The organism is Nocardiopsis sp. NPDC007018 (assembly GCF_040635075.1).
GTDB lineage: Bacteria > Actinomycetota > Actinomycetes > Streptosporangiales > Streptosporangiaceae > Nocardiopsis.
Window position 1 is genome coordinate 36,650 of record NZ_JBEYHA010000001.1, and the last position, 18,525, is coordinate 55,174.

The window sequence follows — 18,525 nt, forward strand, 5'->3', positions numbered from 1 at the left end:
CCGCCGCGCACCCCTCGGGTGACCGCCCCGTTCCGCCCCGCCCCGAGCACCCGTGCCCGGGGCCCCTCGCGCCCCACCTCCCGGTTCCGGCCCGGGCGCGGGGCGGACGCGCGGCCCCCGGCCGCCGCGTCGACCACCGAGCCCGCCGCTGACGGCAAAGACCTGGAAGCAGCCCCCACCGTGCGCCTTCTCTTCACCGCGACTCCCGCCACCGGCCCGTCCGCGGACGGGCCGGACGGCTCCGGACCCGTCGCCACCTCGCCCCTGCGTCTGGACATGCTCGTCGACGCCGACCCCGGCGCCACGGTGCGCCAGCTCACCGAGGTCGTGGACCCGGTGGTCCGCACCGTGCCGCGCGTGCGCGGCCAGGAGGTCCCGCTCTATGTCGGAGACCGGCGGATCGACCCGTCCGCGTCCCTGGCGGAGGCCGGAATCCTCGACGGGTCGGTCATCGGCGTGGGCGGTCCCGCCGAGGTCAGGGCGGAGCCGCCGGGCGTGGTGGAGATCCGTGTGGTCTCCGGCCCCGACGCGGGCCGGGTGGTCCGGCTCGACCCCGGCGACTACGTGGTCGGCGACCACGAGAGCGCGGTGCTCGTCACGAACGCGGACGGCCACTGGGCGCGCGTACGCGTGGCACCGGACGGCACCGTCACCCTGCTGGCCACCAGTGGCGGGCAGGGCGCCCACCTGGAGCGCGACGAGGTCGCCCCGGACACCCCGTGGCCGCAGGGCGAGCAGCTCACCCTGGGCGGCACCCTCTTCGAGGCGTGGCCCCACCACCGGCCGGACGCCGCCGTCGTGCCCTCCGAGGACGGCACGGGCCTCGACTACAACCGCCCGCCCCGGCTGCACCCCGCGCCCACCAAGACCAAGTTCAAGCTGCCAAGCCCGCCCGAGCCGCCCGACAAGCCCATCGCCCAGCTGCTCATGATGATCCTGATGCCGATCACCATGGCGGTCGGCGGCGCGCTCATCATGAACCGTCCGCAGATGCTCCTCATCGGTCTGCTGGCCCCCGTCTCGGTGCTGTTCATGCAGCTCATGCAGCGCAAGACCACCAAGGCCCGCTACGACAAGGAACTCCGCGAGTTCGAGGAGAAGACCGAGCGGGTCACCAAGGACGCCCGTGACGCCCTCGTCGCCGCCCAGCGCCGACTCCGCGACACCTGCCCGGACCCCGCCGCCGTCCTGCTGCTCTCCACCGGCCCCCGGTCACGCCTGTGGGAGCGCCGCAAGATCGACGAGGACTTCACCCAGCTGCGCGTGGGCACCGGCAGCATCCCCTCCGAGGTGGTCCTCACGGACCCCACCAAGGACGACCACCGCAAGGAGGTCACCTGGGACATGCGCGACGTGCCGGTGAGCGTGTCGGTGAAGGACAACGGCGTGGTGGGCGTGGCCGGGAGCGGCGAGGGCGCCCACGCCCTGGAGCGGTGGCTGGTCGCCCAGCTCGTGGCCCTGCACAGCCCCGCCGAACTCCAGCTGTACCTGCTGTCCATGGAGGGCGACCACAGCCGGTGGCGGTGGACCCGCTACGTTCCGCACCTGCGCGGGGACCACCCCCAGCTCTCGCTGGGGCGCATCGGTATCGACTCCACCACCTGCGCGCGCCGCGTCTCCGAGCTGCTGATGATCCTGGAGGCGCGGGCGCAGGCCCCGCGCGGAGCCGCCGACGACGAGCCCGCGATCGTGGTGGTGCTCGACGGCGCCCGCCGCATCCGGTCGCTTCCCGGTGTCGTGCAGCTGCTGCGCGAGGGCCCCGAGGTGGGCATCTACGTCCTGTGCCTGGACGCCGAGGAGCGGCTGCTGCCCGAGGAGTGCAGCGCGGTCGTCAGCATCACCCCGCACGGGATGCGCCTGCGCCGGACCTCCTTCGACAACGTCGAGGACGTGCGGGCCGACGTCCCGTCCGCCGCCTGGGCGGACCGGCTCGGCCGGGCCCTGGCCCCGCTGCGCGACAGCAGTGTCGGCGAGTCCGGCGGCTCGCTCCCGCGCAGCGCCCGCCTGCTCGACGTGATCGGCCTGGAGCCGCCCAACGGCGACGCGATCGCCGCCCACTGGACCAGCGGCGGCCGGAGCACGGTCGCCACCCTCGGCGTCGGCCTGGACGGCCCCTTCGCCGTCGACATCCGCCGGGACGGCCCGCACGCGCTCATCGCGGGCACCACGGGTTCCGGCAAGTCCGAACTCCTCCAGACGCTGGTGGCGTCGCTGGCGGCGGTGAACCGCCCCGAGTCGATGTCGTTCGTGCTCGTCGACTACAAGGGCGGCAGCGCGTTCAAGGACTGCGTGGACCTGCCGCACACCGTCGGTATGGTCACCGACCTGGACACCCACCTGGTGGGGCGCGCCCTGGTCTCGCTCGGCGCCGAGCTGCACCGCCGCGAGCACATCCTGGCCAAGGCCGGGGCGAAGGACATCGAGGACTACCTCGAACTCCTGGACCGCGACCCGCGCATGCCGCAGATGCCCCGGCTGATGCTGGTCATCGACGAGTTCGCGTCCATGGCGCGCGAGCTGCCGGACTTCGTGAAGGGCCTGGTCAACATCGCCCAGCGGGGCCGTTCCCTCGGCATCCACCTGGTGCTGGCCACGCAGCGGCCCGGCGGCGTGGTCACCAACGACATCCGCGCCAACACGAACCTGCGGATCGCGCTGCGGATGACCGACGAGACCGAGAGCCGCGACGTCATCGACGCGGCGGAGTCGGCGCACATCGGGATCGACACCCCCGGTCGCGCGTACGTCCGACTCGGTCACGCGTCCCTGCTGCCGTTCCAGTCGGGCCGGGTGGGCGGTCGGCGGGTCGTGGCGGTCGAGAACGCCTCCGCGCCCGTCGCCCACGCGGTCCGGTGGTCGGACCTGGCACTGCCCGCCCCGGTCGCGGCCAAGGAGAAGCAGCGGAGCGGTGACGTGGAGGCCACCGACCTCACAGCGCTGGTCACGGCTGTGCGGGAGGCCGCCGAGCTGGTCGGCGCGCGGCGCCAGCCGAGCCCCTGGCTGGATGCCCTGCCCACGTCGCTGACCCTCTCGGAGCTTCTGAGGGGGCGGCCTCCGCAGGCCGAGCCCGGTGTGGTGCGCCCGGTCCCGATCGGGCTGATCGACGTCCCGGCCCAACAGCGCCAGATGACGTACACGTTCGACCTGGCCAGGAACGGCCACCTGCTCGTCATGGGGTCGGGGCGCACCGGCCGCTCCCAGACCCTGCGCACCCTCGCCGCCTCGCTGGCCCTGGGCCACCACCCGGACGACGTGCACCTGTACGGGCTGGACTGCGGCAACGGCGCCCTGCTGCCGATGGAGCGCCTGCCGCACTGCGGGGCGGTCGCCCAACGCACCCAGGGCGATCGGGTCGTGCGTCTGCTGGGGCTGCTCGCGGAGGAGCTGGACCGCAGACAGAAACTGCTCGCGGCGCACGGCTGCGCCGACCTGGAGGAGCTGCGCGCCCTCCTGCCGGCGGGGGAGCGTCCGGCGCACGTCGTGCTCTTCGTCGACCGCCTGGACGCCTTCGAGCAGGCCTTCGGCGAGTACAACTACGGTGCCCTGGTCGAGGACGTCACCACCCTGATGCGGGACGGCGCCGGTGTGGGCGTGCACGTGGTCGCCACCGGCGACCGCCTGCTGACCCGCACGAAGTACTCCTCCACCACCGAGGACCTGCTGGTCCTGCGCTGCAACGACAGCGGCGACTACGGCTCGGCCGGACTCCAGGCCCGCTCCCTGCCGGAGGAGGTCCCGGACGGCCGGGCCTTCCGCGCGGGTGACGCCCTGGAGGTCCAGATCGCGCTGCTGACGAAGAACCCGCAGGGCGCCGCCCAGGGGCACGAGCTCACGCGTATCGCCGAGTTCGTCTCCCAGCGCCCCCGGCCCGGCGGCGGCCCCCTGCCGTTCCGCGTCGACGTGCTGCCGGACCAGCTGGGCTACGCGGACATGGCCCGGTACCGGACCGAGGCCCCCCGCCCGCTGCACGCCCTGGTCGGCGTCGGCGGCAACGAGCTCACCGCCGTCACCGCCGACCTGTCGCGCGTCCCGACCTTCCTCGTGAGCGGCCCGCCCCAGTCCGGGCGGTCCAGCATGCTCACGACCATGGCCGCGTCGCTGCTGGAGGGCGGAACGGAGCTCCTGCTGGTCACCCCGCGCGGTTCGCGCCTGGCCGACCTGAGGGGCGAGCGCGGGGTGCGGGCGGTCATCGACGCCGCCGAGCCGCGGCTGTCCCAGCTGCACGAGGCCCTCGGGCGCTTCGAGGCGGACACGGCGGTCGTGATGGTCGACGACGCGGAGCTGCTGCTCCAGAGCGACCTCGGCAAGGAGTTCACACGGATCGCGCGCGGCATGGTGGGCGCGGGGTGGGGCATCGTCGCGGCGGGCACCAACGAGGCGCTCCAGGGCGGGTTCAACGGCTGGCACGTCCACCTCAAGCGCAACCGGATCGGCGCGCTGTTGTCCCCGCAGAGTCAGGCCGACGGGGAGGTCCTGGGGTTGCGCCTGCCCAAGGGCGTCTCCAGCCCGAGGCTCACCCCGGGCACCGCCTACCTGCACCTGGGTGACGGTAGGACTCAGCAGGTGAGGGTGCCGATGCCGTGACCGAGGGGCCGGGGCGCCGATCGATACCTTGTGCGCGAGGTGAGAGGCGCTAGTATCCCTTTGATCCCCTTGTGACTCCCTCCGCCACCCCTGTTCTCGGTGGGCGCCCGGCACCGCAGCCAGTCACCCGTCCCACCCTTTACGCCGACCAGGATCTGTTCCCCGTGAACCCAACTCCGTCAGCCGTCTCCCTCCCCGTCACCGCCACTGACCTGACCTCCACCGACCCCGCGCGGATCGGCCCGTACCAGCCCCTCAAGCGCCTGGGGGCGGGCGGCATGGGCGTCGTGTACGCGGCCCGGTCCGGCGGGGGCGAGCTGGTCGCCGTCAAGCTCATCCACCCCGAGTACGCCGCCGACGACGAGTTCCGGGCGCGCTTCACCCGCGAGGTCGAACTGCTCCGCAGGGTCGGCGGCGCCTGCGCGGTGCCCCTGCTGGACGCCGACACCGGGGCCGAGCGGCCCTGGCTGGTCACGCCGCTCGTGCGCGGCCTGACGCTCAGCGCCTACATGCGCAAACACGGCGCCCTCGAAGAGGGACTGCTGGTCGGCCTGGCCGCGGGTGTGGCCGAGGCGCTCGCCCAGATCCACGAGGCGGGCATCGCGCACCGCGACCTCAAGCCCGCCAACATCGTGCTTTCGCCCGAGGGCCCCCGGGTCCTCGACTTCGGCGTGGCCCGGGCGGTCGACCAGACGGCCCTCACCCGGACCGGGTCCGTGATGGGCTCGCCCGGCTGGATCAGCCCCGACCACTACCAGGGCAAGCCCGCCAGCACCGCCGACGACATCTTCGCCTGGGGCGCCCTGGTGGCCTACGCGGCCACCGGGCGACCGCCCTTCGGCGGCGGGGACCCGGCCGCCATCGCCCACCGGGTGATCAGCGGCGAACCGGACACCGAGGGCTTCACCGGGCCACTGGCGGACCTGGCCCGGCGCGCGCTCCACAAGGAGGGCACCCAGCGGCCCACGGCCCTGCAACTGGTCTCGGAGATGGTGTCCGTGACCCATCCGGGACGGTCCTTCGCCCCGGTGGCCTCCGCCGACGCCGCGGGCAGCGTGATGGGCGCACTGGTCGACGACAACTGGCACGGGGTGCGGACCGCCCCCGAACGCGAGTTCTCGGTGGCCGCCAACCGGGGCGGTCCCGGCGCGGGCCGGGTCCTGGCCGTGGTCGGAGCGGCCCTGGGCGCGCTCCTGCTCATCGCCGGGCTGGGCTTCGGCGGCGTGGCCCTGGCCAACAACTGGGACTCGCTGCCCGTCGCCTCCTGGTTCTCCGGAGACGCGGACGACGAGGCCGGTCAGGTGTCCGAGGAGGGCTCCGACACCGAACAGAGGCGCCCCGGACCGGTCGGCAAGGAACCCACCGAGGAGGCGTCGCCCTCGGACGAGCCCGACGAGGAGGAGGACGACGACGCCGAGGACGCGGACGAGGAGCAGGAGGAGGAGAGCGCTCCGACCACCGTGAGGGCCACGGTCGGCGCGGGGGTGAGCGCCTCCGGCTCCCGCCCCTCCGGCGACCACGTCGTGGCCTTCCGCCCCGACGGCGGGGACGGCCGGTACGCGGTGCTCGACGGCGCCACGGTGGTGTGCGCGTGGAGCTTCTGCCAGGGGCAGGGCGGCGGTGTGGCCGACGGGGCCGCCGGATCGGTCTCCTCCAGCCCGGGCGCGCTGACCGGCTACGCCAACACCGGGAGCCGCACCGTCGCGGCGGAGGTCACCTACACCGAGGCCTCCGACGGCACCCTCACCATCACCCGACTCGTCGAGCACCACAGGACCAGCGGCAGCGGAACCCCGCCCTGGTAGGAGGAGCACACGTGCTGAACACCCTCACCCGCCGGATCTCCGGCGGGCTCGCGATCGCCCTGGCCGCGGCCCTGGCCAGCGCCGCCCCCGCCGCCGCGGCCCCCTACAACGGGGAGTGCGGCAGCGGGTACGGCGTGGTGAACACGGCCTCCGTGCCCGGGGGCACCATCCACCTGGCCTACAACAATTCCAACGGGAAGAACTGCGTGATCGTGATGCGGTCCAACCCCGGGGCCGCGATGAGCATGGACGCGGCCCTCAAGCGCTCCGATTCCACCTCCTGGCAGACCGACCCCGGCAGCTTCACCACCTACGCGGGCCCGGTCTACCTGGAGGCCGCGGGCCAGTGCGTGGACTGGGGCGGTGCGATCGGCGGCGAGTGGGTCGTGCGCAACGGCACCAACTGCGGCTGACCGGCGGCGCCGACACGGGCGCCGCACCCGGTGTGACCCAGGTCGCAACCGGGCGCTGGCGCCGCCCCCACGGCCCGCCCCCACGGTCGGGACGACGCCCGGGTCGGGCCGGTGGTACCCCCGCTGTGCCGAGCACCACACCCCGGCTGGCCGGAACCGAACCCGGTTCTCTACCATCTCGAAGTATGGACGTCCCTGAGAGCGGGCCCGCCGGTACCGCGGCCCCCAACCTGGCCGAGGGCTTCCCGGCGGCCACACGTGAACGGTGGCGCGAACTCGTCGCCGGGGTGCTGCGCAAGAGCGGCGTCGCCGAGGAACGCCTCGCCGACGCCCCCGAGTCCGTCCTGGCCACGCACGGCTACGACGGATTCGACATCGCGCCCCTGTACACCGCCGACCCGCCCGCCGCCGATCCCGGATACCCCGGGCTGGCCCCCTTCACCCGCGGCTACCGCCCGGGCGGGGGCGTGGCCGGGGGCTGGGACATCCGCGCCCGGCACACCGACACCGACCCCGCCGAGCTCCGCCGTCGCGCGCACAACGACCTCATGAACGGTGCGGGCTCGTTGTGGGTGGCCGTGGGCCCGGACTCCGCCCCCGAAGGCGCGCCGCCCGGCGGCGTCCCCCTCTCCCGCCTGGGCGAGGCCCTCGCCGACGTCTACCTGGACCTCGCGCCCGTGGTGGTGTCCGCGCCCGGACCGCACGCTCTCGACGCCGCCACCGCTCTGCTCAGGGCGCACACCGACGCCGACGTCCCCGACGGCCGGGTCATCTCCCACCTGGGCCTGGACCCCATCAGCGCGGCGGCCCTGGCCGGTGAGCTCCCCGACGTGGCCGAACCCGCCCGCTTCGCCGCCGAACACGCCGCCCGCTACCCGGAACTCGGACTGTTCGTCGCCGACGGGACCCTGGTCCACGACGCGGGCGGCTCCGAGGCCCAGGAGATCGGTTTCGCCGTCGCCGCCGCGACCGCCTACCTGCGCGCGCTCACCGGCGCCGGACTCGACCTGGCCGACGCCGCCCGCCGGATCGAGTTCCGGCTCGCCGCCAACGCCGACCAGTTCTCCGTCATCGCCAAGCTGCGCGCCGTCCGCGCCATGTGGAACCAGGTGCTGGAAGCCTGCGGGGTGCCCGCCGACCGGCGCGGCATGAGCCTGCACGCCACCACCTCCGACGCCATGCTCACCCGCCGCGACCCGCACGTGAACATGCTCCGCACCACCGTGGCCTGCTTCGCGGCCGGGGTGGGCGGAGCCGACGCCGTCACCGTGGCGCCCTTCGACAGCGCCGTGGGCCTGCCCGACGACTTCGCGCGCCGCATCGCCCGCAACACCCAGTCGCTCCTCATCGAGGAGTCCCACCTGGCCCGGGTCATCGACCCGGCCGGAGGGTCGTTCTACGTCGAGTCCCTCACCCGCGCCCTGTACGGCGCCGGATGGGCCTTCTTCCAGGAGCTGGAACGCGCCGGGGGCGCCGCCGACGCCGTCGCGCACGGCGCACTCCGCACCGCCGTGGACCGCACCTGGGAGCGCCGCCGCCACGACCTCGCCCGCCGCACCGCCCCGCTCACCGGGGTCAGCGAGTTCCCCGACCCGAACGAGAGACCCCTGGTCCGCGCCGCCGACCCGGCCCGCCGGGCCCCCGTCGAAGGCGGCTTTCCCGTTCGCCGCTACGCCCAGGAGTACGAGGCCCTGCGCGACCGCTCCGACGCGCACACCGCCGCCACCGGCCACCGGCCCGCGGCCTTCCTCGCCACTCTCGGCCCGGTCGCGGCGCACACCGCCCGCGCCTCCTTCGCCACCAACCTGCTCGCCGCCGGGGGAGTGGAGGCCCGCGACCCGGGTCCGCTCGACGACGCCCCGTCCGCCGCCCGCGCCTTCGCTGACTCCGGCAGCCGGGTCGCCGTCATCTGCTCGTCGGACCGCCTCTACGACGAGCACGCCGAGGAGGCGGCCCGCGCCCTCAAGGGGGCCGGGGCCCGCCGCGTCCTGCTCGCCGGAGCACCGCGCGACTCCTACCGGGAGGCCGGGGTGGACGCCTTCGCCCACCGGGGATGCGACGCCGTCGCGCTGCTCACCGACCTCGTCGACGTGCTCCTCACCGACCCCCCGACCACCACGACCGACTCCACCCAGGGGGCGAACGCATGATCCCCGACTTCTCCGCCGTCGACCCCCGGTACCCGGCCTTCACCGGCGGCGACCAGGGCGCGGCCGACTGGCGCCGGTCCCTGGAGGACTCCACGGGCAAGGCCGCCGACGCCCTGGAGTGGGAGACCCCCGAGGGCATCGGGGTCCGGCCGCTCTACACGCCCGCCGACCGCGCGGGCCTGGACTTCGTGGACGGGCTGCCCGGCATCCCGCCGTACCTGCGCGGGCCCTACCCGACCATGTACGTCAACCAGCCGTGGACCATCCGCCAGTACGCCGGGTTCTCCACCGCCGAGGAGTCCAACGCCTTCTACCGCCGCAACCTCGCCGCCGGCCAGAAGGGCCTGTCGGTCGCCTTCGACCTCGCCACCCACCGGGGCTACGACTCCGACCACCCCCGGGTCGCCGGGGACGTGGGCATGGCGGGCGTGGCCATCGACTCCATCTACGACATGCGCCAACTGTTCGACGGCATCCCGTTGGACCGGATGAGCGTGTCCATGACCATGAACGGCGCGGTGCTGCCCGTCCTGGCCCTCTACATCGTGGCCGCCGAGGAGCAGGGGGTGCCGCCCGAGAAGCTGTCGGGGACCATCCAGAACGACATCCTCAAGGAGTTCATGGTCCGCAACACCTACATCTACCCGCCGCGGCCGTCGATGCGGATCATCTCCGACATCTTCGCCTTCACCTCCCAGCGGATGCCGCGCTTCAACTCCATCTCCATCTCCGGCTACCACATGCAGGAGGCCGGGGCCACGGCCGACCTGGAGCTGGCGTACACCCTCGCCGACGGCGTGGAGTACATCCGCGCGGGTCAGCGGTCCGGACTGGACGTGGACGCCTTCGCGCCCCGGCTGTCGTTCTTCTGGGCGATCGGGATGAACTTCTTCATGGAGGTCGCCAAGCTGCGCGCGGCCCGACTGCTGTGGGCCCGCCTGGTCAAGGACCTGGGTGCCGCCAAGGACAAGTCGCTCAGCCTGCGCACGCACTCCCAGACCTCCGGCTGGTCGCTCACCGCGCAGGACGTGTTCAACAACGTCGCGCGCACCTGTGTGGAGGCCATGGCCGCCACACAGGGCCACACCCAGTCGTTGCACACCAACGCCCTGGACGAGGCGCTCGCCCTGCCCACGGACTTCTCCGCGCGCATCGCCCGCAACACGCAGCTGCTGTTGCAGCAGGAGTCGGGCACCACCCGCGTCGTCGACCCCTGGGGCGGCAGCTACTACGTCGAGAGCCTCACCCACCAGCTCGCCGAGAAGGCGTGGGCGCACATCCAGGAGGTCGAGCGGGCCGGGGGGATGGCCGCCGCGATCGACGCCGGACTGCCGAAGATGCGCATCGAGGAGGCGGCCGCCCGCACCCAGGCGCGCATCGACTCCGGCCGCCAGCCCGTGATCGGGGTCAACAAGTACCGCCCCGACACCCCCGACGAGATCGACGTCCTCAAGGTCGAGAACTCCAGGGTCCGCGCCCAGCAGCTCGACAAGCTCCGCCGCCTGCGCGAGGAGCGCGACGAGCGGGAGGTGCGCGCCGCCCTGGACGCCCTCACCGAGGCCGCCGGACGGGAGTCCCGGGCCGACGAGGACCTCACGAACAACCTCCTCGCCGCCGCCGTCGACGCGGCCCGGGCCAAGGCGACCGTCGGAGAGATCTCCGACGCCATGGAGAAGGTGTTCCACCGCCACTCCGGCCAGATCCGTACGATTCAGGGTGTGTACAGGAACGAGGCGGCCGGGAGCGCCGACGCGGCCGGGCTGATGGACCGGGTGACCGCCCGGGTCGAGGAGTTCACCGAGGCCGAGGGCCGCCGCCCCCGCATCCTCGTGGCGAAGATGGGCCAGGACGGCCACGACCGGGGCCAGAAGGTCATCGCGACGGCCTTCGCCGACCTCGGCTTCGACGTGGACGTGGGCCCGCTCTTCCAGACCCCGGCCGAGGTCGCCGTGCAGGCCGTGGAGGCCGACGTACACGTGGTCGGGGTGTCCTCGCTGGCGGCCGGGCACCTCACCCTGGTGCCCGCGCTGCGCGAGGAGCTGGCCCGGCTGGACCGCGAGGACATCATGATCGTGGTGGGCGGGGTGATCCCCCCGGGCGACTTCGACGAGCTCCGCGCGGCCGGTGCGTCCGCGATCTTCCCGCCCGGAACGGTGATCGCCGAGGCCGCCGTCGACCTGCTCGACCAGTTGGAGGACCGGCTGGACCCCGACGGCGGGGACGGGTCGCGCGAGGCACGGAGCGGCCGGGGCCCGGTGGGCCCGGAGTAGTCCGAGCGGCGTCCGGAGGGTCCGGCGCGGGAACGAGCGGCCGGTGAACGGTCGGAAGGGGAGTGGACGTGGCGGTGCGCGGGAGGCGTCCGGTGGACGTGGACGCCCTGGCCGAGGGGGTGCTGTCCGGGCATCGGCCGACCCTGGCCAGGGCCATCACCCTCGTGGAGTCGCGCCGCCCGGACCACGCGCGCGCCGCGCAGGAACTCCTGGTGCGGGTGCTGCCGCACACCGGCAAGGCCCAGCGGGTGGGCATCACCGGGGTGCCCGGTGTGGGCAAGTCGACCTTCATCGACGCGCTCGGGACACGGCTGACCTCACGCGGCCACCGGGTGGCCGTGCTCGCCGTCGACCCCTCCTCCACCCGCACCGGCGGGAGCATCCTGGGCGACAAGACGCGCATGGCCGAGCTCGCGGTCGACCCCGACGCGTTCATCCGGCCCTCGCCCACGGCGGGCACCCTCGGCGGGGTCGCCCGCGCCACGAGGGAGACCATGCTGCTCATGGAGGCGGCCGGGTTCGACGTGGTGCTGGTGGAGACCGTGGGCGTCGGCCAGTCCGAGGTCACGGTCGCCGCGATGGTCGACTGCTTCCTGTTCCTCACACTGGCCCGCACCGGCGACCAGCTCCAGGGGATCAAGAAGGGCGTGCTGGAACTCGTCGACGTGGTGGCGGTGAACAAGGCCGACGGTGCGCACGCCGACGACGCGCGCAAGGCCGCCCGGGAGCTCTCCCGGGCCCTGCGCCTGCTCCAACCGGTGCACCCTGAGTGGCGGCCGCCGGTGCTCACCTGTAGCGGCCTGACCGGCGACGGTCTGGACGAGGTGTGGGAGACCGTGCTCGAACACCGGCGTGTGCTGGAGCGGGACGGTGCCCTCGCCGAGCGGCGCAGCGCCCAGGGTGTCAGCTGGATGTGGGACCAGGTGCGCGACCAGCTGATGGACTCGTTCCTGAGGGACCGGGAGGTGTCCGCGCTCGTCCCGGAGATGGAGGCGCGGGTGCGGTCGGGTGAGACGACCGCCACTCTCGCCGCGCGTTCCCTACTGGCCTCCTTCACTCAGGGTGACGGCGTCCACGAGGGGCGAACGGGGCGTGACCGGTCCGGGAACGACGGCGGGGACGACTGAGGAGAGCTGGGCGACACCGGGTTCCATGTCGTGAAATGACCCAGGGTGAACGGGAGGTATCGCCCGTGGGGGAGGGGGTTCTCGCCCATGAGGCGAAAATTTCTTCCCCGATGCCATTCCCGTGGGAGCGGTTCGCTTATACCGTGTGTGTCCAACGACTTACCAGACCGCTCGGGCGCGCAGGCGTCTCCCTCACCGGACCGGCTCTGTGGGAGTGGAGCCGGGTCCGGTAGTCGTTCCCGGTCGGGCTGCGTATGGTTAAGCGAGGGACCCCTCACCATCGGAGCGTGGGGCCGGGAGGAGTGAACGTGCACAGGCTTGGACTGAGCACGCGGTTCGAGAGCCGCAGCGTCATCGTCGCGATCGAGGGAGAACTCGACATCGCGACCGCCGCCGACCTCCAGGAACACATCAAGACCGCGATCGAGGACCACGGTCCGTGGCTGATCCTGGATCTGTCCGCCCTGGACTTCATGGACTCCAGCGGGCTGAACGTCATCATCAACGCCTACCGGAACGTCCGTGAGCTGGACGGTTCCCTGTCCCTGGCGGCCCTGAACGAGCGCGTCACCAAGGTCGTCCGCCTGGTCGGCCTGCACCGGCAGGTCCCGGTCCACCAGACCGTCGCCACCGCCGTAGCGGCGATGGAGGCCCTGGAGGCCAAGCGCCAGGCCGGATAGTCCGGCCCGGTCCCGTGAGCCCCCTCTCCCGGGACCGCCCCCAGCCGTGAACACCCCCTCTCCCGTGCCCGCGCCGGGTACGCGGACACCGCCCGGAGAGGGGCGGGTGCGGGTCCGTCCACGGCCGCCCCCCACCGGGGCGGCCGACTCCCCCTGTGGACAACGCTCTTCCGACCCCGGGCGGCGGGGATAATGGAACCATCGACACCACACCCCCCGCCGCCAGGTCCCCCCGCCTCCTCGACCCCCTCCTCCGCTTCCAGGTCCGCGCCCAGAACGACCCCGGGCACGCACGCCGGGTGGCCTTCACCGGCGTGCTGTCACTGACGCTCCTGACCGTGCTCCTCGGCCTGCTCTTCGGCGTCGCCGACCACCCCGCCGTGTGGGCCGTCCTGGCCTTGGTCGGCGTTGCGGCTGGCCTCCCCCTCTTCCTGATGGTGGTCACCGCGTTCGTGCACCTGATGGTGTTCAGGGTCCCGCTCCCCGCCGACACCCGGCCGGCGGACCTGCGGGCCGCCAGACGCGTGCTCCGCTCAAGGACGCTGACCGGCGTGCCCGAGGTCGACCGGGTCGCCCGAGCCCTGGCCGCCCAGGTCCTGGGTCAACGGCTCTGGCCGTCGGCGCTGATGTTGGCCGGTTTCAGCGTCCTCAACCTGTTCAACGCCCTCAACCGGTACGCCTCGGACGGTGGCTGGAGCGGCTCGGCCGTCTTCCTGGTCGTGAGCGTCCTGATGGCATTGATGGTGGCATTCGCCGTCGCCCACGACCTCCTGGCCAAACGGAGGGCCCGGGACCTGGCGATGGCCTACGACGCCCGCCCCGGGGGCACGGTCAACAGCGAACCCTCCCGAGGTCTCGGATAGGTCACGGCGAATCGGGGTAGGGGTGCGGTATGAACGAGCACACGACACACCCCCGGTCCGCTCGCCGACATCCCAGGGCCCTGTTCGGCCGGATGCAGGTCTACGCGCAGAACCATCCGCGTGCCTACGCCGTCAGGGCCTCGCTCATCCTCTTCCCCGTGGTCGTGCTCCCGCCGCTGGTCCTCTGCGTGCTCGTGGCCGACGACTGGCGGAGCGCGGTGCCCGCGCTCCTCGCGGGCCTCGCCCCCGCCGCGGTCATGATGGCTCTCATGGTGTGGCTGATGCCCGTGTTCCTGCGCAGGACCCTCGGCACGTCCACCCTCGCTCCGGGCACCGATCCGGTCGACCTGCTGGAGGCCAAACGCCAGCTGCGCCGCGGCGGCCTCCACGAACGCGACTCCGTCAACCGGGCCGCCCGGGTGGTCGCCGCCCAGGCGGAGGCGGGCATCAACTCCCCGCGCACGGTCACCGTGATCAGCGCGATCGGCCTGCTCCTGTTCGGTACGCTGAGCGTCCTCAACCTCCGGGCCCACGGCCCGGGCGCCGACGCCGTCTTCCCGCTCGTGATCACCCTGCTGTTCCTGGGCTACGTGCTCTTCCTCGGCCCCTGGGTGCGGCGCTACCGCCAGCGGGCGCGCGACTTCGCACGGCTCTACGACGAGCGCGAGGCCGCGCGCCGGAGCGCGTCGGGCCCGACCGTCCACCGCTGACCCCGGGCCGCTCGGCTCGCGCAGAGCCCCCGGCGCCCCCGGGGGAGGGGAAGTCCTCCCGGGGGCGCGCCCGGCTCAGCGGGCGCCGAGCAGGTGCTCCAGGGCGAGCTGGTCCAGCCGCTCGAAGTGGTAGCCGCGCCGCCCCGCCTCCTCAGCGTCGAACTCCTCCCGGAGCAGGTCCGCGACGCTCTCGCCGGGGGCGAGGGTGGAAGTGGAGAGTTCGGGGACCCGGGCGTCGGCCAGGGCCGCGGCCACCTCCGGATCGGCGCGGAAGGCCGCCGCCCGCTCCCTGAGCAGCAGGTAGTTGCGCATGCAGCCCGCCGCCGACTCCCACACCCCGGACACGTCCTCGGTGCGCGGCGGCTTGAAGTCGAAGTGCCTGGGCCCCTCGTATCCGGCCCGCTCCAACAGGTCCACGAGGAAGAAGGCCTCCTTGAGGTCGCCCGCGCCGAAGCGCAGGTCCTGGTCGTACTTCACTCCGCGCTGTCCGTTGAGGTCGATGTGGAACAGCTTGCCCGCCCACAGCGCCTGGGCCACGCCGTGCGCGAAGTTCAGCCCGGCCATCTGCTCGTGACCGACCTCGGGGTTGACCCCCACCATCTCCGGGTGGGCGAGCCGCTCGATGAAGGCCAGGGCGTGGCCGACGGTGGGCAGCAGCACGTCGCCACGCGGTTCGTTGGGCTTGGGCTCGATCGCCAGGCGCAGGCCGTACCCCTGCTCCCGGACGTAGGAGCACAACAGGTCGAAGGCCTCGCGCAGACGGTCCAGCGCGGCGCGGTGGTCCTTGCCCGCCTCGGTCTCCGAGCCGTCCTGGCCGCCCCAGCACACGTAGGTGGTCGCGCCCAGGGAGGCCGCCAGGTCGATGTTGCGAATCACCTTGCGCAGCGCGTGGCGTCGTACGTCCCGGCTGTTGGAGGTGAAGCCGCCGTCCCGGAAGACCGGGTGGCTGAACAGGTTCGTGGTGGCCATGGGAACCGTGAGCCCGGTCTCGTCGAGCGCCTTGCGGAAGCGCTGGATCACCGCGTCCCGTTCGTCGGGGGTGCTGCCCGGCGGGATCAGGTCGTCGTCGTGGAAGGTGACGCCGTACGCGCCGAGGTCGGCGAGGCGGCGCACGGCGTCGACCGGGTCGAGCGGTGGCCGGACGGGGTCGCCGAAGGTGTTGACACCGCGCCAGCCGACGGTCCACAAGCCGAAGGTGAAGCGGTCCTCGGGGGTGGGGCGGAGGTCGGTCGTGTCTACCAAGTCTGCTCCCGGGGGGTCGATCCGTGGGGGTGTGCGGACCCGGACAGTCTGTCCAGAGCCACGACCCGCCGTCAATGGTCCCTCACCCTCCGAACCCGGCGCCCGGCCCGGTCGCCTCCCACACCGGTGGGCCCGGGTCCCGCCCGGCGGTCGCCCGCGTCGAAAACCCGTTGCCCGGGGGTGGGGGCGCTGGTTGGATCACCCTCATGGTGCCTCCCGACGTCTTCCGCCACCAGCCCGCCCTCACCGGTGACCGCGTGCGCCTGGACCCGCTCACGGCGGCCAATGCCGACGACCTCGTCCCCGGCCTGGTGGACATGGACCCGCAGGTGCGCAGGCTCACCGGCACCCACCGGGAGTTCACCGCTGAGGGACTCGTCCGGCTCTTCACGGCCCGCGAGCACCAGCACGACCGGGCCGACTGGGTGATCCGCTCCCGGGCCGACGACCGCGTCGTCGGGGACTGCGCACTCCTCGATCTGGACCCGGACAACGCCGAGGCGCACTACCGGATCGCGCTCAGCTCCATGGAGCACACCGGACGGGGCTACGGCACCGAGGCCACCGACCTGGTCCTGGAGTACGCCTTCGAGACCGCCGGTCTGCACCGGGTGGCGTTGGAGGTCTTCGCCTTCAACACCAACGCCGAACGCTCGTACGCGAAATCGGGGTTCGTCCGTGAGGGCGTGTGGCGCCAGCACCTGCGCTGGGACGGGGCGTGGCACGACGCGGTCCTGATGTCGATCCTCGACCACGAGTACGCCGAGCTTCGTCGCACGCGCGGCTGACCCGCCCGCCGACCGCGCCCCGGGTTAGTTTGGGGGCATGCCCGTCCCGGACTTCGTCACCCAGTTGCGCGCCCACGTCGGCCACTCCCTGCTGCCCCTGGTGGGTGTGACCGGGGTGGTGCTCGACGACGACGGCCGCGTGCTGTTGCACCAGCGCTCCGACGACGGCCGTTGGGCCACTCCCGGCGGCATCCTCGAACCGGGGGAGCAGCCCGCGCGGGCCGTGGTCCGCGAGGTGTGGGAGGAGACCGGGGTGAGGGTGGAGGTGGAGCGGCTGGTCGCCGTGCTCGGCCAGGAGCCGCACACCTACCCCAACGGCGACCGGGTGCAGTTCCTCGACCTGGCCTTCCGCTGCCGGTCCGTGGGCGGGCGGCTGTCGGTCGACGATGACGAGAGCCTGGACGTGGGCTGGTTCGCCGACCACGAGATGCCGCCCATGGCCGAACGCGTACTGGAACGCGTCCGCTGGGCCCGGCTCGACGAGGGAGCCCCCCATTTCGAACGCTGATACGGTGAGCCGTATGCAGCGCGCCTTCATGACGACGACGCCGGAGTCCCCGGCGCGCTGAACCGTGTTTTCGACAGGCCCCGGGGCGAGTGCCCCGGGGCCTTCGTCTTGCGGTCACTCGTCCCACAGGAGGAGACGTGATGACCGCACGACACGACCACCGCAGGCTCGGCCGCGAGCTCGAACTCTTCGGCACCGACCCGCTGATCGGATCAGGGCTGCCCTACTGGCTGCCGGACGGTGCCACCGTGCGCCACGCCTTGGAGGAGTACGTCCGTGACGCCGAACGGCGTGCGGGGTACCAGCACGTGTACTCGCCGGTACTCGGCAAACGCGAGCTGTACGAGGCCTCCGGACACTGGAGCCACTACCGCGACGACATGTACCCGCCGATGGACCTGGGCGGTGGCGAGCAGGTCGTGCTGAGGCCGAGCCTGTGCCCCCACCACGCGGTGATCTACCGATCGCGCGGGCGGGGCCACCGGGAACTCCCGCTGCGGGTGGCCGAGCTGGGCGGCATGTACCGCTCGGAGCGCTCCGGGGTCCTGGGCGGTCTGAGTCGGGTGCGCGCGATCCAGCTCAACGACGCGCACGTCTTCTGCGCGCTGGAGCAGGTCGTGGACGAGGTGGGTGCCGCACTGGAGCTGGTGCGGGGTGCGCACACCGCGATGGGAGTCGCCGCCACCCGCTACCGACTGTCGCTGCCCGGCCCGGGAGGAAAGTACGTCGACGCTCCGGACCTGTGGAGCCGCTCCACCGAACTGTTGTCCGAGGCCCTCGACCATTCCGGCGTGCCCTACGAACGGGCGGAGGACGAGGCGGCCTTCTACGGACCCAAGATCGACGTGCAGTTCACCGACGCGGGAGGCAGGGAGTTCACCCTCTCGACCGTTCAGGTGGACTTCCACCAGCCGGAGCGGTTCGACCTGACCTACGTCGGAGCGGACGGCGCCCGGCACCGGCCCGTCATGGTGCACCGGAGCGTGATCGGGAGCGTGGAACGGGCGGTGGCGCACCTGGTGGAGGTCCACGGCGGGGCGTTCCCCGCCTGGTTGGCGCCCGTCCAGGTCGTGGTGCTGCCGGTCTCCGGCGACCAGGTCGCCGACGCCGCCCGGATCGTGGCGCGGTGCGTCGAACTGGGGCTGCGCGCGGAGGTCGCGGGGCCCGAGCGCGGCGGCCTGGGCGGACGCATCCGGGCGGCCCGACTGGTGCCCTACCAGGTGGTGCTGGGGGCGAGGGAGGTCCTGGAGGGCAGCGTCTCCGTGCGGTTGAGGGACGGACGTCGCCCGGACCCGATGCCGGAGGGCGAGTTCGTCGAACTCGTGCGCGGCCTGGTGGGGGCGTACTCGGTCCGGCTCTGGCGCTGACGCGGGCCCGCCCTCCGG

General features: G+C 73.1%; 13 protein-coding genes. 12 read left to right on the plus strand and 1 reads right to left on the minus strand.

From position 1 onward, the window contains the following. The first annotated feature begins 180 nt into the window (after positions 1-180). The 9 genes from ABZ635_RS00160 (at position 181) to ABZ635_RS00200 (ending at position 14,602) form a co-directional block, all read left to right on the plus strand. Positions 181-4,584 (plus strand): FtsK/SpoIIIE domain-containing protein, encoded by a 4,404-nt coding sequence (locus ABZ635_RS00160; protein WP_357756484.1) that lies wholly within the window; start codon positions 181-183, stop codon positions 4,582-4,584. Positions 4,585-4,748: 164 nt separating this feature from the next. After that, the gene (locus tag ABZ635_RS00165; RefSeq protein ID WP_357756486.1) at positions 4,749-6,389 is read left to right on the plus strand and encodes a serine/threonine-protein kinase; all 1,641 of its coding nucleotides are present in this window, start codon (positions 4,749-4,751) and stop codon (positions 6,387-6,389) included. Between the two features lie 11 nt (positions 6,390-6,400). Beyond that, positions 6,401-6,802, plus strand: coding sequence for a spore-associated protein A (locus tag ABZ635_RS00170; RefSeq protein ID WP_357756488.1), 402 nt, complete (start codon positions 6,401-6,403; stop codon positions 6,800-6,802). 185 nt (positions 6,803-6,987) lie between these two features. Further along, entirely contained in the window at positions 6,988-8,952 is a 1,965-nt protein-coding gene (locus ABZ635_RS00175; RefSeq protein ID WP_357756491.1) for a methylmalonyl-CoA mutase subunit beta, read from the plus strand. Beyond that, positions 8,949-11,222: a methylmalonyl-CoA mutase gene (gene scpA / locus ABZ635_RS00180; RefSeq protein WP_357756494.1), complete on the plus strand. Its 2,274-nt coding sequence runs from the start codon at positions 8,949-8,951 to the stop codon at positions 11,220-11,222. Before ABZ635_RS00175 ends, scpA begins: the two co-directional genes overlap by 4 nt. A 62-nt stretch (positions 11,223-11,284) precedes the next feature. Continuing rightward, positions 11,285-12,349, plus strand: a complete 1,065-nt coding sequence (gene meaB, locus ABZ635_RS00185) for a methylmalonyl Co-A mutase-associated GTPase MeaB (protein ID WP_357756497.1) — start codon at positions 11,285-11,287, stop codon at positions 12,347-12,349. 308 nt (positions 12,350-12,657) lie between these two features. Next, positions 12,658-13,029, plus strand: coding sequence for an STAS domain-containing protein (locus ABZ635_RS00190; protein ID WP_017544239.1), 372 nt, complete (start codon positions 12,658-12,660; stop codon positions 13,027-13,029). Between the two features lie 155 nt (positions 13,030-13,184). Further along, on the plus strand, positions 13,185-13,892 hold the full coding sequence (locus tag ABZ635_RS00195; RefSeq protein ID WP_357756500.1) for a hypothetical protein: 708 nt from the start codon (positions 13,185-13,187) through the stop codon (positions 13,890-13,892). Between the two features lie 29 nt (positions 13,893-13,921). Further along, positions 13,922-14,602 (plus strand): hypothetical protein, encoded by a 681-nt coding sequence (locus ABZ635_RS00200; RefSeq protein ID WP_357756503.1) that lies wholly within the window; start codon positions 13,922-13,924, stop codon positions 14,600-14,602. Positions 14,603-14,677: 75 nt separating this feature from the next. On the opposite strand, the gene xylA is transcribed toward ABZ635_RS00200, so the two are convergent. After that, complete coding sequence (xylA, locus tag ABZ635_RS00205; protein ID WP_357756505.1) at positions 14,678-15,844, minus strand: xylose isomerase; 1,167 nt, start codon at positions 15,842-15,844, stop codon at positions 14,678-14,680. 206 nt (positions 15,845-16,050) lie between these two features. Between xylA and ABZ635_RS00210 the strand changes: the two genes are divergently transcribed. The 3 genes from ABZ635_RS00210 to thrS all read left to right on the plus strand — a co-directional run bounded on the left by ABZ635_RS00210 (position 16,051) and on the right by thrS (position 18,507). Further along, the gene (locus ABZ635_RS00210) at positions 16,051-16,632 is read left to right on the plus strand and encodes a GNAT family protein (protein ID WP_357756508.1); all 582 of its coding nucleotides are present in this window, start codon (positions 16,051-16,053) and stop codon (positions 16,630-16,632) included. Between the two features lie 37 nt (positions 16,633-16,669). Beyond that, positions 16,670-17,140 carry an NUDIX domain-containing protein gene (locus ABZ635_RS00215; RefSeq protein WP_357756511.1) on the plus strand — a complete coding sequence of 157 codons (471 nt, stop codon included), beginning with the start codon at positions 16,670-16,672 and terminating at the stop codon, positions 17,138-17,140. A 140-nt stretch (positions 17,141-17,280) separates the two neighbouring features. After that, the gene (gene thrS / locus ABZ635_RS00220) at positions 17,281-18,507 is read left to right on the plus strand and encodes a threonine--tRNA ligase (protein WP_357756514.1); all 1,227 of its coding nucleotides are present in this window, start codon (positions 17,281-17,283) and stop codon (positions 18,505-18,507) included. The last annotated feature ends 18 nt before the right edge of the window (positions 18,508-18,525 follow it).

Coding starts and splice junctions, on each gene's coding strand:
- ABZ635_RS00175 (WP_357756491.1), top strand. CDS start 6,988: ATGGACGTCCCTGAGAGCGGGCCCGCCGGTACCGCGGCCCCCAACCTG.
- scpA (WP_357756494.1), top strand. CDS start 8,949: ATGATCCCCGACTTCTCCGCCGTCGACCCCCGGTACCCGGCCTTCACC.
- ABZ635_RS00200 (WP_357756503.1), top strand. CDS start 13,922: ATGAACGAGCACACGACACACCCCCGGTCCGCTCGCCGACATCCCAGG.
- ABZ635_RS00210 (WP_357756508.1), top strand. CDS start 16,051: ATGGTGCCTCCCGACGTCTTCCGCCACCAGCCCGCCCTCACCGGTGAC.
- ABZ635_RS00215 (WP_357756511.1), top strand. CDS start 16,670: ATGCCCGTCCCGGACTTCGTCACCCAGTTGCGCGCCCACGTCGGCCAC.
- thrS (WP_357756514.1), top strand. CDS start 17,281: ATGACCGCACGACACGACCACCGCAGGCTCGGCCGCGAGCTCGAACTC.